The organism is Deltaproteobacteria bacterium (assembly GCA_020848745.1).
Taxonomy (GTDB): domain Bacteria; phylum Desulfobacterota; class Binatia; order UTPRO1; family UTPRO1; genus UTPRO1.
This window is the reverse complement of the sequence record JADLHM010000054.1, coordinates 13,551-29,767: the sequence shown is the minus strand read 5'-3', so window position 1 is coordinate 29,767 and position 16,217 is coordinate 13,551. Positions and strand designations below refer to the sequence as shown.

The 16,217-nt window shown below is 70.7% G+C and carries 13 protein-coding genes; 12 read left to right on the top strand and 1 reads right to left on the bottom strand.

Annotated elements, in window-relative coordinates:
- The first annotated feature begins 147 nt into the window (after positions 1–147).
- From IT293_07000 to IT293_06990, 3 genes are read left to right on the top strand one after another with little or no spacing between them, the layout of a single operon-like run.
- Positions 148–1,452, top strand: a complete 1,305-nt coding sequence (locus IT293_07000) for a peptidoglycan DD-metalloendopeptidase family protein (protein MCC6764395.1) — start codon at positions 148–150, stop codon at positions 1,450–1,452.
- Between the two features lie 11 nt (positions 1,453–1,463).
- A complete protein-coding gene (locus IT293_06995; protein ID MCC6764394.1) occupies positions 1,464–2,264 on the top strand; it encodes a glycerophosphodiester phosphodiesterase in 801 nt (266 codons plus the stop codon).
- On the top strand, positions 2,265–2,801 hold the full coding sequence (locus tag IT293_06990; protein ID MCC6764393.1) for an alpha/beta fold hydrolase: 537 nt from the start codon (positions 2,265–2,267) through the stop codon (positions 2,799–2,801).
- A 28-nt stretch (positions 2,802–2,829) separates the two neighbouring features.
- On the opposite strand, the gene IT293_06985 is transcribed toward IT293_06990, so the two are convergent.
- Positions 2,830–3,624, bottom strand: a complete 795-nt coding sequence (locus tag IT293_06985) for a 3'(2'),5'-bisphosphate nucleotidase CysQ (GenBank protein ID MCC6764392.1) — start codon at positions 3,622–3,624, stop codon at positions 2,830–2,832.
- A gap of 257 nt (positions 3,625–3,881) precedes the next feature.
- Here IT293_06985 and IT293_06980 point away from each other — a divergent pair, with 257 nt between their 5' ends.
- The 9 genes from IT293_06980 to IT293_06940 all read left to right on the top strand — a co-directional run bounded on the left by IT293_06980 (position 3,882) and on the right by IT293_06940 (position 16,204).
- Entirely contained in the window at positions 3,882–7,235 is a 3,354-nt protein-coding gene (locus IT293_06980; protein MCC6764391.1) for a hypothetical protein, read from the top strand.
- 24 nt (positions 7,236–7,259) lie between these two features.
- Positions 7,260–7,706, top strand: a complete 447-nt coding sequence (locus IT293_06975; protein ID MCC6764390.1) for a phosphatidylglycerophosphatase A — start codon at positions 7,260–7,262, stop codon at positions 7,704–7,706.
- Positions 7,703–9,010, top strand: a complete 1,308-nt coding sequence (locus IT293_06970) for a competence/damage-inducible protein A (protein MCC6764389.1) — start codon at positions 7,703–7,705, stop codon at positions 9,008–9,010. The genes IT293_06975 and IT293_06970 overlap by 4 nt, the downstream gene beginning before the upstream one ends.
- Positions 9,011–9,014: 4 nt before the next feature.
- A complete protein-coding gene (gene thpR, locus IT293_06965) occupies positions 9,015–9,611 on the top strand; it encodes an RNA 2',3'-cyclic phosphodiesterase (protein ID MCC6764388.1) in 597 nt (198 codons plus the stop codon).
- Between the two features lie 214 nt (positions 9,612–9,825).
- Entirely contained in the window at positions 9,826–10,860 is a 1,035-nt protein-coding gene (gene recA, locus IT293_06960; protein ID MCC6764387.1) for a recombinase RecA, read from the top strand.
- 13 nt (positions 10,861–10,873) lie between these two features.
- On the top strand, positions 10,874–12,031 hold the full coding sequence (locus IT293_06955; GenBank protein MCC6764386.1) for a PilT/PilU family type 4a pilus ATPase: 1,158 nt from the start codon (positions 10,874–10,876) through the stop codon (positions 12,029–12,031).
- Positions 12,032–12,038: 7 nt separating this feature from the next.
- Positions 12,039–12,509, top strand: coding sequence for a RecX family transcriptional regulator (locus tag IT293_06950; GenBank protein MCC6764385.1), 471 nt, complete (start codon positions 12,039–12,041; stop codon positions 12,507–12,509).
- A gap of 6 nt (positions 12,510–12,515) precedes the next feature.
- The gene (gene alaS, locus IT293_06945) at positions 12,516–15,134 is read left to right on the top strand and encodes an alanine--tRNA ligase (GenBank protein MCC6764384.1); all 2,619 of its coding nucleotides are present in this window, start codon (positions 12,516–12,518) and stop codon (positions 15,132–15,134) included.
- Entirely contained in the window at positions 15,131–16,204 is a 1,074-nt protein-coding gene (locus IT293_06940; protein MCC6764383.1) for a PhoH family protein, read from the top strand. Before alaS ends, IT293_06940 begins: the two co-directional genes overlap by 4 nt.
- The last annotated feature ends 13 nt before the right edge of the window (positions 16,205–16,217 follow it).

Genomic DNA, 16,217 nt, shown 5'->3' with positions numbered 1-16,217 from the left:
ACCAGCGATCACCGCAACGCAGGCGACTTGACAACCCGCACCCCGGTTGGCAGGGTCGCCCGCGCGTCGCGTTCCCCCAGGGAGCGTTCCGGGTCGAAGCGGATGGACGAGCAACGAACCTCGACATCGCCACACCGACGTTCATGGTTGCTGGCAGCGTTGTTGGCGATCGGGTTGCTGTACGGCGCGCCCGAGACGCTGGCCTCCGGTGAGCTGCGCGCCGAGGCCCAGGGGAAGGCGCGGGGTGTCGGGACCGCCGCCGCGACCGTTCCGGGCGAGGACGGCGCGAAGGTGCGGCATCTCGTCGCCGAGGGCGAGACGTTCGCGAGCATCCTCGGCGGGCACGGGCTTCCCGCCGCCGAGGTGAAGGCGTGGGAGCAAGCGGCGGCGGCGGCGTTCGAGCTCGGCGCGATGCGGCCGGCGCACGCGATCGAGCTCACGTTCGTGAAGGACCAGGGGCGGCTGCTCGGCCTCGAGTACGAGATCGACCCGCACTCGGTGCTGAGCATGCGGCTCGTCCACGGACAGATTCAGGCCCGCCTCAAGGCGATGCCGCAGCTGGCGGCGGTCCGCGGGGTCTCCGGGCGCGTCGACGCCAGCCTCGCGACGTCGGCGTCGGCGGCCGGCGTCCCGGTGCGCATGATCTCCGAGCTCGCCGATCTCTTCGGCTGGCAGATCGATCTGCAGCAGGACGTGCAGCCGGGCGACGAGTTCCGGCTCCTGTACGCCGAGCTGACCGACGACGACAGCAATGCCTCCCGCCCCGGCGACATCCTCGCGGCCGAGATCACGAGCGGCGGCCGGACGCTCACCGCGATCCGCTTCGAGAACGAGCGCGGCGAGGCCGAGTACTACGACCTCGACGGCCGCGCGCTCGGCCGGCGCTTTCTCAAGTACCCGGTCGAGTATCGCAAGATCACCTCCAACTATACGGGCGCGCGCTTCCATCCCGTGCTGCGTCGCATCCGCCCCCATCGCGGCGTGGACTTCTCCGCGCCGGCGGGCACGCCGATCCGCGCCGTGGCGAGCGGCATCGTGACGTTCGCCGGCCGCAGCGGGCGGTACGGCAACCACATCGAGATCGAGCACCAGCAGCCGTACTCGACCTCGTATTCGCACCTGCAGAAGTTCGCGAAGGGGCTCCGCGTCGGAACGAGCGTGCGCAAGGGACAGGTGATCGGCTACGTCGGCGCGAGCGGCATGGCGACCGGACCGCACCTGCATTTCATGCTCTTCGAGAACGGCGTCTACGTCGATCCGCTCACCGTGAAGCTCCCGGCCGACGCGCAGATCTCCGGCGCCCGCTGGAAGCGCTTCGCGGCGCTCCGGAGCGACCTCGTCGCGCGCCTCGCGAGCCTCGGGAGCGCCGCGATGCCGCTCCAGTCGCTCTCGTTCTCGCCGGTGTCGCTGCTCGACATCCTGCGGCCGCACGCGAGCTCCTCGCTCCGCTGATCGAGGCGGTGGTGCGATTCGGTTTCGCCGGGGGGACACCGCGGCTGTTCGGGCATCGCGGCGCGGCGGGCGTCGCACCGGAAAACACCCTGGCGTCGTTCGCGCGGGCGCGGGCGGAAGGGGTCGACGTGTTCGAGCTCGACGTGCACGCGACGCGCGACGGCGAGATCGTCGTGCTGCACGATCCCACCCTGGAGCGCACGACCGACGGCGCGGGGCCGGTCGCGGCATTGACGTTCGCGGAGCTCGCGCGCCTGGACGCCGGACACCGTTTTTCTCCGGACGGCGGACGGACCCATCCGTTCCGCGGGCAAGGCATCCGGGTTCCCCGGCTCGCCGAGCTCCTGCGCGCCTTTCCCGACGTGCCCCTCAACATCGAGATCAAGCCCGAAGGAGCCGAAACCATCGCGGCGGTCGTCGCGATGGTGCGCGCCGCGCCGAGCCGCATCGTGCTCGCCGCCGAGCACGACACGATCATGCGGGCGATCCGCGCGGCGGCGCCCGATCTACCGACGAGCCTCGCGACGGGCGAGGTCGCCGCGTTCCTCGGGGCGGTGCAGGGCGGCGAGCGGCCGTCGTTGCCCGCCGGCGCCGTCGCGTTGCAGATTCCGCCGACGTACGGTGACGTGACGCTGGTGAGTCGGGAGAGCGTCGCGGCCGCCCATGCGCTCGGGGCAGAGATCCACGTCTGGACGATCAACGACGCCGACGAGGCGCGACGTCTGCTCGATCTCGGGTGCGACGGCATCATGACCGACGTGCCCCATGTGATCGCGCCCGCCGTCGCCGCGCGCCGCGCGGGGTCCGCCTGAGTGCGGCGCGCCGCCCCGGTCTTCCTCACGCTCGCGTTGATCGCGGCGGCGCACGTCGCCCGGGCGGGCGAGCGCGTCGACGTGACGGCGATGGACGGGGTGCAGCTGCTCGCGGAGCTCGACGGTACGAGCGGGCCCGGCATCGTGGTGGTCCACGACGCGCGCGAGGACGGACGGGTCTGGCGGGCGGCGAGCGAGGCGCTCGTCGGCCGCGGCTTCCGGGTCCTGCGGCTCGATCTGCGCGGCCACGGCGCCTCCGGCGGGGCGGTCGATCTCGCGGCCGCCGACCGCGACGTCGAGGGGGCCTGCCGCTACCTGCTCGGTCGCAAGATCCGCCCGATCTTCCTGATGGGGAAGGGGGCGGGCGCGTCGGCCGTCGTGGCCGTCGCGGGGCGGGTCCCGACCGCGGGCGTCGTGCTCGTCGGCGCGCCCGGCACCGACGCGACGAAGCTCGCGATGCCGGTCCTGCGTCTCGCGACGGTGTCCGACCCGGAGGCGCTCGCGCGCCTCACGAGCTGGCTCGCGGCGCCGGAGTGAGGCGCGGACGGCGCCGACGCCGTCTCGTCTATTCCATCGAAGCGCGAACGGCGCGGATGGTGTTCAGGATCGGGCGGTGCAGGAGCCCGTTCGACGCGATCAGGCCCGGCAGCAGCGTGTCGGCGTTGTTGAAGCGGATCGCCCGACCGTCGGGGTCCGTCACCATGCCGCCCGCCTCGGCGACCAGCAGCGCGCCGGCGCACACGTCCCACTCGTTCTTGGGCGTGAGCGTGAAGGTTGCGTCGTGGCGCCCCGCCGCGACCAGGGCGAACTTGTAGGCGACGCTGCCCGTGAGCTCGACCCGCATGCGCGACTGATAGGGCTCCCACTCGCCGCGCGCTTCCTCGCTGCGGCTCGCGAGCACGCTCGCGTGGCGGAGGTCGCTCGACTTGCTCACGTGGACCGCCGCCCCGTTGAGCGTGGTGCCGCCGCCCTTGCAGGCGGCGAAGAGCTCGTCGCGGACGGGATTGTACTCGACGGCGACGCGGGGCGTGCCGTCCTCGACGAGCGCGATGCAGACGCAGAACTCGGGGATCTCGCCGATGAACTCCTTGGTGCCGTCGAGCGGGTCGACGATCCACACGCGCTTCTGCTTCAGGCGCTCGTCCGAGTCGGCGGTCTCTTCCGAGAGCCAGCCGTCGCCCGGGAACGCGGCGAGGATGGTCGATTTCAGGAGCTCGTTCGATTCCAGGTCGGCGATGGTGACCGGGTTGTCGGCGCTCTTCTCGGAGACGCGATACGCGCTGCCGTAGTAGCGCAACAGGACCTGCCCAGCGGCCTTGGCGGCGCTGCGGGCGACCTCGAGCTCCCGTTCCATCTGCATGACGTCATTCTCTCCGCGCCACAGGGTGATCGCGCCGCGCTCCGCGCCATAGGGTTTGCGGGGCTTCCGCAGCGTCGGCGCGTAACGACCGCGCTTTGTTAGCATCTTTGCCGGACCGAGACCAAGAGGGTGGGGGCCGGCATGGATCCGTCATGCGATGTCGAAAGTACGTTGACATGATTCTGGACGCCCCGATAAGGTCGACGCGACTCCAGAGGCTTCGCTCGAACCTCTCGAATCGCTCTCCCCCTAGACGCATGCACGATCGTCTCTTCCGCCTTGGCGTTCTGGTCGCCGCGCTCGTCTGCTCGCTCGGCGCGACCCGCGCGGAAGCCGTCACGGCGACCTGCGGCCCCGACGCGTTGGTCAACACGCAGAACGTGCTCTGCGCCAACGGTACGTGCTCCGCCAGCGAAGTACACCTGACCGGCCCGGTCGACGTCACGGCGGGCGGCTGCACGTTCGATCTGAACGGCCGCGATCTCTTCGTCGAGAAGCTCTTCCAGATGGTCGGCAGCGGCTTCATCAAGGTCGTGAACGCCCGCGACGTTTCGGTCACGGGCGCCGGGCGCCTGCAGGCGCGGGGAGACTTCTACAAGCCGGACGGTTTCATCATCCAGGGCGGGCTCATCTCGCTGACCGCCTCGCGCCGCATCGTGATCGACGGCACCGGCTCCCTCGACGTCAGCGGCGACGGCGGGGGCACGATCTTCCTCACGGCGGGCGGCACCGACACCACGGTCGCGGGCCAGCCGCGCGCCGCCATTCACTTCCTCGGCGGTGATCCGGTCGTGCGCGCCAACGGCATCAGCTCCTTCGCCGACCTCGGCGATCGCTACACCGACGGCGGCGAGCTTTCCGCCATCGCCCAGAACGGCAGCGTGATCGTCGACGGTCCGTTGTCCCTCACGGGCCAGAACGGCGGCACGGGCGGCATCGTCGACCTGCAGGGCGCGGTGAACGTCGACGTCAAGAAAGCCGTCGATGTGAGCGGCGGCGGCGGCGGCGGCGGCGAGTTCGTGCTCACGGCCGGCGACGACGTCTTCGTACGGCGCTCGGTCACGGCGGACAGCACCGCCGGCGGCGGCGACGGCGGCGCGATGTCCTTTGCGGCCGGCGAGGACGGCATCGGCGGCGTCAAGGCCGGCGGCCAGCTGTTGTTCGACGGCGACAGCACGATCAGCCTCCTGGTGCGCGGCAGCGCGACCGACACCTTCGGCGGCTACGGCGGCAGTATCGACGCCACGTCGTTCGGCCTGATGCTGTTCGACAACGTGACCATGCGCCTCGACGCCGCCACCAACTTCGACGGCGACGGCGGCTTCCTCACGCTCGATTCGAGCGACGTCGACTTCTACCGTGTGAACCCGCTCGATGGCGACATGCAGTTCGTCGGCGGACTGATCTCGATGACGAGCGGCAACGCCGGAGGCGACGGTGGCTCGATCGACCTCACCGCCGGCCACGATCTCCTCCTCGGCGCCGACATCAACTCGCACGGCTTCGGCGCCGGCGGCGACGTCGCCGGCACCGCGGGACGCGCGGTCGCGATCAGCGGCATCATCGACTCGACGGGCGGCAGTGCGAGCGGCGAAGGCGACGGCGGCTACGTCGACTTCGAGTCAGGGCTCGCGACCGACGAGGGCGCCTCGGGGAACATCAGCGTCACGAAGAACGTCCTGGCGTTCGGTGGCGCGCTGAGCGGTACCGGCCAGACCATCACCTTCGCGGGCTGCGGGCTCACGATCGGCAGCTCGGTCAAGATCGACGGGCACGCCGGGGTGAACGCGCAGAGCGTCGCCGGCGGCTCGGACATCGAGCTCATCTCGCGCCGCGCGATGTCGCTCGGGAGCTCTTCTCAGTATCTGGCGAATCCGGGTGGTTCCGTCACCCTGACCCAGCCGCCGGGCGTGACGCCGGTCATTCCCGGCAACGTCGTCTTCAATCCTGCGAAGGGGACGCGCGCCCTCACCGAGGGTGGACCCAACTGTCCCGTGTGCGGCGACGGCAAGCGGCAGGCCGGCGAGATCTGCGACAAAGGCGCCGCCGCGGATGGCGCGTGCTGCAACGAGACCTGCGCGGCCTTCACGTGTCCCACCGTCACGGCGACCCCGACGCCGACGCCGACCCGCACGCCGACGCCGACCCGGACGGCGACGCCGACCCCTACCCGGACGGCGACGCCGACCTCGACGGTGACGCCGACCCGGACGGTGACCCCCACGCGGACCACGACCCCGGTCGCCGCGACGCCGACCGCCACCAGGACCGCGACGCCGGTCGTGACCGTCACGCCGACCGCCACCAGGACCGCGACGCCGGTCGTGACCGTCACGCCGACCGCCACCAGGACCGCGACGCCGGTCGTGACCGTCACGCCGACCGCGACCCGCACTGCGACGGCAACCTCGAGCGCGACGCCGACGCCCTCGGGCACCTCGGGCGGGACGTCCACGCCGAGCGTGACGCCGACGGGCGTCGTCACGGCGAGCGCGACACCGTCCGCCACACCCGGTAATCCGCCCTCCGCAACGGCCACCGGCACGCCCTTCGTCGGTCCGACCGGCACGCTCGTCCCGACGCCGCTGCCCACCTCGATCGTCGTCGAGCTCGGGGGGCTCGCGGACGCGACCGCCGCCAAGAACGCGACCAAGTGCCAGCAGGCGATCGGCAAGGCGGGCGTCGGCTTCCTCTCCGCCCGCCTGAAGCAGCTCGATGCCTGTACGAACGGCCTCCTCAAGTGCATCCAGACGAAGCCGGACGACGCCGCCTGCGTCGGGAAGGCGAGCGCCAAGTGCGTGAGCCTCGGCGGCGCGGCGTCCGCGGCGCGCGCCAAGCTCCTCGCGACCGTCGGCGGCAAGTGCGGCGGCGCGCTCGTCGACGCGAACGATCTGCGCGGCGCGAGCGGTCTCGGCTATCTCAACGTCGACGACGACTGTGAGGACGAGCTCGGGCATCCGGCGGCGAGCGCCGCCGACGTCGCGGAGTGCATCGCGCGGCGGTATGCCTGCGGAGCGGGCGTCGTGTACGGCACCGAGGCGCCGCGTGCGGGCGAGCTCCACCGGATCGCCGGCGTCGCGGGCGCCGCGTGCCTTCCTGATTACGACGGCGACGGCGAGGGCATCGGCGATGCCGTGCAGGGCAAGGCGCTCCATGCCTGCGCCTCGGCGATCACCAAGACGGCGCGCGGGTTCCTCACCAAGAAGCTCGCGAGTTTCACCAAGTGCGTCGACAAGGTCTTCGCGTGCATCCAGACGAAGCCCGGCGACGCGGCGTGCCTCGCGAAGGCCGACGCCGGCTGCGCGAAGGAAGGCGCGAAGATCGCGGCGGCGCGGGCCAAGGTCGGTCCGGCGATCGAGAAGAAGTGCGCCGGCATCGACTTCGACCAGCATCTGCGCCCGCAGCGCGCCGCGAACCTCGACGCGCTCGCCGCGACGCTGCGGGGTGCCGGTACGCTCGCGACCCTCACCAGCTACGAGGCGGCGTTGCGGCTGGACCACGATTGCGCCGCCGACGATCTCCTGCGGGTGATCGCGCCGCGCGCGGCCGGTTTGTTGCCGGCGCTCGCGCCCTCGTTGCCGATCACCACCGCGGGTTGCACGGCGCCCTGATTGCGTGACACGACCGGGTCCCTCGTGGATCGCGTCGTGCTCTTCCTCGCCAGCGGGTCGTACGTCGGCTACGTACCGGTCGCTCCCGGGACCTTCGGATCGCTGCTCGCGCTCCCGCTGCTCGTGGGACTCGGCCACGCGGGCCTGCCGGCGTGGGTGGTGGTGGCGCTGGTCGCTGCCGCGAGCCTCGCCGCGATGCCGATCTGCGGGCGGGCGGGGCGGATCTACGGTCAGGCCGACAGCTCGCGGATCGTGCTCGACGAGGTGTGCGGCATGCTGATCGCCGGCGCCCTGGTGCCGCCGACGGCGCGCGCGCTCGCGATCGCCTTCGCCGCCTTCCGGCTGTTCGACGTGGTCAAGCCGTTTCCGGCCGGGCACTTCGACCGCCACGTCAAGAACGGCGTCGGCGTCGTCGCGGACGACCTCGTCGCGGGCATCTACGCGCAGCTCGTGGTACGGGTCCTCGCATGATCCAGGCCGCCATCATCAGCACCGGAGACGAGCTCACCACCGGCCGCACGACCGACACCAACGCCGGCTTCATCGCCGATCGCCTGCTCGAGCTCGGCATCGACGTCGTCGCGGTGCTCACCGTGGGCGACCATCCCGAGCGTCTGCGGTGGGCGTGGAGCGAGGCGCTTCGGCTCGCGCCCGTCGTGATCGCGACGGGCGGCCTCGGTCCGACGGCCGACGACCTCACGACCGAGACCGTCGCGGCGCTGATCGGCCGAAAGCTCGTCCACGACGAGCCGGTCGCCGAGCGCATCCGCGAGCTCTTCCGCCTCTTCAACCGGCCGATGCCCGAGAACAACCTGAAGCAGGCGGCTTTTCCGGAGGGCGCCGTGATCGTACCGAACGGGCTCGGCACGGCGCCCGGGTACCGCGTCGAGCTCGGACCGCCCGACGCCCGCCGGCACCTCGTCGTGCTGCCGGGCGTGCCGCGCGAGATGAAGCCGATGCTCACCGACACCGTGCTGCCGTGGCTCGCCACGCTCACGGGTGCGGCGCGGGTCGGACACCGGACGTTCCAGACCTTCGGCATCAGCGAGTCCGGGCTCGACGAGATCATCGCCGGGGTTCCGGGTGAAGGGCGGTGGTCGTTCCGGGCGAACTTCCCCGAGGTCTCCGTCCGGGTGGTGGTGCGCGGCGACGACGTCGATCGGCGGCTCGACGCGTTCGGGCGCGAGGTCTACGCGCGGCTCGGCCAGTACGTCTACGGGGAGGGCGACACGAGCATGGAGCGCGTCGTCGGCGAGCTGCTGGCCGCGCGCAAGGTCACCGTCGGCTTCGGTGAGTCCTGCACCGGCGGCCTCGTCGCGCACCGCCTCACCAACGTACCCGGCTGCTCCACGTACTACCGGGGGGCCGTCAATGCCTACGCCAACGACGTGAAGGAGCGGGTGCTCGGGGTGCCGGCGAACGTCCTCGCGGCCCGCGGCGCGGTGAGCGAGGAGGTCGCGGGCGCGATGGCCGAGGGGGCCAGGCGCGTGCTCGGCGCGGACATCGCCGTCGGCGTCACGGGCGTTGCGGGCCCGGACGGCGGCACGGCCGAGAAGCCGGTCGGGACCGTGTGCTTCGGGCTCGCGGCGGCGGGCGCGCCGACGGTCACCCGCCGCTATCAGCTCTGGGGCAACCGCGAGTGGGTGAAGCTCCTGTCGTCGCAGATCGCGCTCGACTGGGTGCGCCGGCACCTGCTCGGCGCGCCGCTCCTCGAGGTCGGGCGGCGCGGGGCCGCGCCGGCGAGCGCCAAGGCCGAGAGCGTCGCTCCGGGGTGATCCGGTGCCCGCCGGAGCGGACGAGCGCTGGCGCTGTTTCGTCGCGATCGACCTCGAGGACCCCGCGCGGAGGGCGGTCGGCGCGTATCTCGGCGACCTGCGCGCGACGATCCCCGGCGTCGCCTGGACGCGGCCGGGGAATCTGCACCTCACCCTCGCGGTCCTCGGCGACGTGCCGGCGACGTCGGTCCCGGACCTGGCGGCGCGGCTCGCGCGTGCGCTCGCGGGCACGGCGTGCTTCACGGCACGGGTGGTCGGGGTCGGGGCGTTTCCGAGCCTCGCCCGACCGCAGGTGCTCTGGGTCGGGGTCGCCGCTCCGCCGCTCCGCGGGCTCGCGGACGCGGTCCAGCGGACGTGCGAGGCGGCGGGCTTCCCGCGCGAGCGTCGGCCGTTCCGGCCGCACGTGACCCTCGGGCGGGTGCGGACCCGGACACGCGGCGCCGGGTCGGATCTCGGACTGCTCGGGCGCGACGGCGATCGCGATTTCGGCGCGGCCCCCGTCGGCCGCGTGACCCTCTACCGGAGCGAGCTCGCCAAGGGTGGGGCGCGCCACGCGCCGCTCGCGACGTTCGCGCTCGCCGGCGGAGGCGGACTTCCTTGACGATTCCCCCCGATTCGCCTAATCTTCGCCCGGTGCGAACGGGTCGCGCACGAGGCGCAGCGCGCGCCGCCGACAGCGGTTGCCGGACGGATACTCGTCACCGTGCCTCTCGGTGTACGACGCACTCACCAGCGACTAAGAGCACGCACACATCGGGAGGACGACACCCGCGTTCGACCGCAACTCGAGGTGAAAGGGAGGGGGTATGGCAACCATGGCAGCAGAAGTGAATCGCGATCGCGCCATCGATCTCGCGGTCAGCCAGATCGAGAAGCAGTTCGGCAAGGGCGCCATCATGAAGCTCGGCGAGGACGCGCTCATCCGCGACGTCGAGACCATCTCCACGGGCTCGCTCGGGCTCGATCTGGCGCTCGGGGTCGGCGGACTGCCGCGCGGCCGCGTCATCGAGATCTACGGACCCGAGTCCTCCGGCAAGACGACGCTCGCCCTCCAGGTGATCGCGCAGGCGCAGAAGAAGGGCGGCATCTGCGCCTTCATCGACGCCGAGCACGCGCTCGACGTCGTCTACGGGCGCAAGCTCGGCGTGAAGACCGAAGACCTCCTCATCTCGCAGCCCGATCACGGCGAGCAGGCGCTCGAGATCGCCGAGACGCTCGTACGGAGCGGCGCCATCGACGTCCTCGTCGTCGACTCCGTCGCCGCGCTCGTGCCGCGCGCCGAGATCGAGGGCGACATGGGCGATCCGCAGATGGGTCTCCAGGCGCGGCTCATGTCGCAGGCGCTCCGCAAGCTCACCGGCACCATCGCCAAGTCCAACACCATCGTCGTCTTCATCAACCAGATTCGCATGAAGATTGGCGTGATGTTCGGCAACCCGGAGACCACGACGGGCGGCAACGCGCTCAAGTTCTACTCGTCGGTCCGGCTCGACATCCGCCGCATCGCCGCCATCAAGCAGGCCGACCAGATCGTCGGCAGCCGCACCAAGGTGAAGGTCGTCAAGAACAAGGTGGCGCCGCCCTTTCGCGAGGCCGAGTTCGACATCCTCTACGGCACCGGCATCTCCAAGGAGGGGGAACTCGTCGACATCGGCTCCGAACTCGGAATCGTCGAGAAAAGCGGGGCTTGGTACTCCTTCGAAGGCGAGCGGATCGGTCAGGGCCGCGAGAACACGAAGGAGTTCCTCAAGGAGAACCGCGAAACGGCCGATGTCATCGAGCGGAGGATCCGGGAGAAGTGCGGCCTCGCAGCTCCGGCCAGCGCCGGAAATGGAGGGGCCGCGGACTGACCGGACAGACCGCATGGAACTTGACACGATTCTCGGGCACGGCATCGCGATCGAGGCTTCCGACGTCCATCTGAAAGTCGAACGGCCGCCCATGTTCCGGGCTCATGGGCGGCTCGCTCCGATGGAGGGGGTCGGTGCTCTCAGTCGCGAAGACATGGGGGGCTTCCTCGCTCGCTTGCTCGACGAGCATCACGAGGTCCAGCTTCGGGAGCGTTTGCAGGCCGATCTGGCGTACGCCAGCCCCGGGAACGGCCGGTTCCGCGTCAACATCTTCCACCAGCGGGGCGAGATCTCGATCGCGCTCCGCGTGATCCCGCCGCAGGTCCGTACGATCCGCGACCTCAAGCTGCCGCCGGTGGTCGAGCAGATCGCGCTCGAGCATCGCGGCCTCATCCTCGTCACCGGGACCACGGGCAGTGGCAAGAGCACGACGCTCGCCTCGATGATCCATCACGTCAACATCACCCGCGATCGTCACATCATCACCATCGAGGATCCGATCGAGTACACCCACACCGACGAGCTCTGCATCATCAACCAGCGCGAGATCGGCTACGACTGCCGGACGTTCGCCGACGGGCTGCGTGGCGCGCTCCGTCAGGACCCGGACGTGATCCTGGTCGGCGAAATGCGCGATCTCGAGACGATCGAGACCGCGATCCTCGCCGCCGAGACGGGGCACCTGGTCATGAGCACGCTGCACACGCTCGACGCGCGCGAAACCGTGACGCGCGCGATCTCGGCGTTCCCCGAGCACCAGCGCGACCAGATCCGGCTGATCCTCTCGTCGGTCGTCAAGGGCATCATCAGCCAGCGCCTCGTGAAGCGCGCCGACGGGAAGGGCATGGTGCCGGCGGTCGAGGTGCTCTTGTCGACGGCCCTCGTGCGCGAATGCATCGCGCAGAAGGAGCGGACGCACGAGCTCACCGACGCGATCGCGCGCGGTCACGCCACCTACGGCATGCAGACGTTCGACCAATCGTTGATGGCGCTTTTCCGCGAAGACCTGATCACGTACGAAGAGGCGCTTGCGCAAGCGACGAACCCCGACGACTTCGCCCTCAAGGTCCGCGGCATCGCCTCCACGAGCGACGCCCGCTGGGATCAGTTCGACAAGGGCGAGCGCGCCGACGCCGGCCAGGGCGCGGCGTTCAAGATCGACCGCTTCTGAGTCCGGGTTGCCCGAGGCGCCGGCCGACTCCCACGCAGCCGCGTTCGCGGCCGCGGTGGCGTTCCTGGCGCGGGCGGCGCATTCGGAGGCCGAGGTCGCAAAGCACCTGGCGGCGCGACGGATCGCTCCTGATCTCGTCGCGGCGACCCTGGAACGGCTCGTCGAGCTCGGCTACGTCGACGACGATGCCCTCGCCGAGCGCCGAGCCGAGGAGCTTCTGCTCCGACGGGGCGCCGGGCGCTTGAAAGTCGCCCACGAATTGACTCGCAGGGGGCTCACCGATAGCGTCGTCGATCGTGCGATTGCCGGGGTCCTCGAAGGCCGCAGCGAGGTCGCGCTCGGGCGCGCGGCGCTCGGACGGCGGTTCGGGACCGCGGCGCCGGCATCGCGGGCCGAGCGATCCAAGGCGTTTCGCTTCCTCCTCGGTCGCGGACATCCACCGGACATCGTGAGCGAGATTCTCGGAGAGGACGACTAGCGCCAAGTGCCGACTGGTAGAGAGATTCGAGCGGGCTTCCTGGACTTCTTCGCGGCCCGTGATCACCGGGTGGTACGAAGCGCTCCGATCGTTCCCGAGGGGGATCCGTCCCTGCTGTTCACCAACGCCGGGATGGTCCAGTTCAAGCAGATCTTCCTCGGACAGGCGGCTCCCACGCATCCACGGGTCGCCGACGCGCAGAAGTGCCTGCGGCTCTCGGGCAAGCACAACGACCTCGAGCAGGTCGGTCGCGACACCTACCACCACACGCTCTTCGAGATGCTCGGGAACTGGTCGTTCGGCGACTACTACAAGGCCGAGTCGATCGCGTGGGCCTGGGATCTCCTGGTGAAGGAGTGGAAGCTTCCCCAGGACAAGATCTGGGCGACGGTCTACACGACCGACGACGAAGCCGAGAAGCTCTGGAGGAAGATCACTCCGCTGCCGGCTGATCGCGTGCTCCGCTTCGAGCGCGAGAACTTCTGGGAGATGGGCGAGACCGGCCCGTGCGGTCCGTGCTCGGAGATCCATCTGGATCGTGGTCCCGCGGCCTGTGACCATCAGGGCGTGCCGCACGCCTGCCGCGTGAACGGCGATTGCGCGCGCTACATCGAGCTCTGGAACCTGGTCTTCATCCAGTACAACCGCGAGGCCGACCAGAGCCTGCGCGAGCTGCCGTCGAAGCACGTCGACACCGGCATGGGCCTCGAGCGCGTCACCGCGGTCCTGCAGAACGTCTTCAGCAACTACGACACCGATCTCTTCCGCGGCATTATCGACGCCACCGAGACCCTGGCGCACCGTCGCTACGGCGCCGACCCCGAGGCCGACGTCTCGTTCCGGGTCATCGCCGACCATGCCCGCGCCGTCAGCATCATGGTCGCCGACCACGTGCTGCCGTCGAACGAGGGCCGGGGCTACGTGCTCCGCCGCGTGCTCCGCCGCGCGGCCCGCCACGGCAAGATGCTCGGCCTCGACGACCCGTTCCTGACCCGCCTGGTCGACGCCGTGGCCGGCATCCTCGGCGACGCGTATCCGGAGCTCCGCGAGCGGCAGGCCTTCATCGCGGAGGTCGTCAAGACCGAGGAAAGCCGCTTCGCCGAGACGCTCGACAAGGGGCTCGGGCTCCTCGAGAGCGAGATCGCGCATCTGCCGGCGAAAGACGGGGTGCTGTCCGGCGGCGTGGCCTTCAAGCTCTACGACACCTACGGGTTTCCGCTCGATCTGACCGAGGACATCGTACGCGGTCGCGGCCACACCGTGGACGGCGCCGGATTCCGGCGCGCGATGGAGGAGCAGCGTGCCCGCGGCCGCGAGCACAAGAAATTCGTGGCGCAGAGCGCGGCGAGCGGCGACCGTCGCTCCCGCTTCGTCGGCGACCGGATCTACGAGTGGGAGTCGACGGTGACCGCGGTCGCGACCGCCGAGGGCGAACGTCCGGGCGGCCTGCGCGCGGGCGAGACGGGCGAGCTCGTCACCGAGGAGACCCCGTTTTACGGCGAGTCCGGCGGTCAGGTCGGAGACGTCGGCCGGATCGTGACCGCGCGCGGCGACAGGCTCGAGGTGCTCGACGCGCTCCGTCCGGGGCCCGATCTCGTCGTCCACCGCGTCCGCGTGCTCGAGGGCAGCATCGCGCCCGGCGATCACGTGCGGCTCGAGGTCGATGCTGCGCGCCGCGAGCGGATCCGCTTGAACCACTCGGCGACCCACCTCATGCACGGCGTCCTGCGGGAGCGTCTCGGAACGCACGTCCGCCAGGCGGGCTCGCTCGTCGCGCCCGAGCGGCTGCGGTTCGACTTCAGCCACACCGGCCCCATCTCGGGCGAGGAGCTCGGCGCGATGGAGGACGAGATCAACGCCCGCATTCGCGCCAACGTCGAATGCCTGAGCGCGGAGATGTCCTACGACGATGCGATGAAGCGCGGCGCGCTCGCTTTCTTCGGCGACAAGTACGGCGATCGCGTCCGGGTGCTGCAGATGGGGGCCTTCTCGACGGAGCTCTGCGGCGGCACCCACGTGCAGCGCACCGGCGACATCGGGCTCTTCAAGTTCCGCACCGAGGGCGGCGTGGCCGCCGGGGTGCGGCGCCTCGAGGCCATGACCGGCGGCGGCGCGCTCGACTGGGTGCAGGAGCGCGAGCAGCGCTTGCGGCAGATCGGCGCGGCGTTGAAGGCGTCGGAGGAGGAGGCGGTCGAGCGTCTCGAGCGTCTCGTCGCGCAGGGCCGCGAGCTCGAGCGGCGCATCGAGACGATGCAGCGCGAGCAGGCGAAGGTGCAGAGCGGGGACCTGCTCTCGCACGCGGTCGAGCGGAACGGGGTGAGGGTGCTCGCCGCCCGCGTCGACGGCCTCGACGACAAGGCGCTCCGTGAGCTCGCCGACCGCCTGAAGGAGAAGCTCGGGAGCGGCGTCGTCGCGCTCGGCGCCTTCCACGACGGCAAGGTGAGTCTCGTCGCGGCCGTGAGCAAGGATCTCACCAAGCGGTTCCACGCCGGCGACCTCATCAAGCGCATCGCGCCGCTCGTCGGCGGGAATGGCGGCGGCCGGCCCGACTTCGCGCAGGCCGGAGGCAAGGACGCGGCGCGCCTCGACGAAGCGCTCGCGATGATCCCCGAGCTGGTTGCATGAAGCCGCCGCCGCCGTCCGGACGCGCCGGGGCCGCGTCCTCGGCGGACGGCCCGTCCGTCGGCGTGCGAGCCGAGCGGCGCGGCGCGCTCGCGGCCGGACCGGACGTCGTGCAGCTCGAGTTCCAGGATCACCGGCTCTTCCACGAGCTCCTCGGCCGCCACGACGAGCACGTGAAGGCGATCGAGAAATCGCTGGGCGTCCGGATCGGCGTCGCCGGCAAGGCGGTCTCGATCAGCGGCAATCCGGTCGACCGCGAGCTCGCGGGCCGGGTGATGACGCAGCTCTACGGCGTGCTCGAGCGCGGCTTCCCCGTGTACGCGAGCGACGTCGACTACGCGCTCCGCATCCTCGCGAGCGACCACACCGCGAACGTCCGGGACATCTTCCTCGACACCGTCTACATCGCGGCGCAGAAGCGCGTGATCACGCCGAAGAGCGTGATGCAGAAGTCCTACATCGACTCGATCCGTACGCACGACATCGTGTTCGCGATCGGACCCGCCGGTACGGGCAAGACCTACCTCGCGATGGCCATGGGCGTGGCCGCCGTGCTCAAGCAGGAGTTCACCCGCATCGTGCTCACGCGGCCGGCGGTCGAGGCCGGCGAGAAGCTCGGGTTCCTACCCGGCGACCTCGCGGAGAAGGTGAATCCGTATCTGCGTCCCCTGTACGACGCGCTCCACGACATGGTCGACTTCGACCGCGCCCGGAAGATGCTGGAGCGCGGCACGATCGAGGTCGCGCCACTGGCCTTCATGCGCGGCCGCACGCTGAACGACTCGTTCGTCATCCTCGACGAGGCGCAGAACACGACGCCGGAGCAGATGAAGATGTTCCTCACCCGGCTGGGCTACGGGTCGAAGGCGATCGTCACGGGCGACGTCACCCAGACCGATCTTCCCGCCGGCAAGATTTCCGGCCTGAAGGAGGCGCAGCACGTCCTCAAGGACATCGACGGCATCAAGTTCGTGCGCTTCAGCGAGCGCGACGTCGTCCGCCATCGGCTGGTGCAGGACATCATCACCGCCTACGAGCGCGCCGAGGACGCGTCGGCCCGGAACGAATCCTGACCGTTCCGCGCCG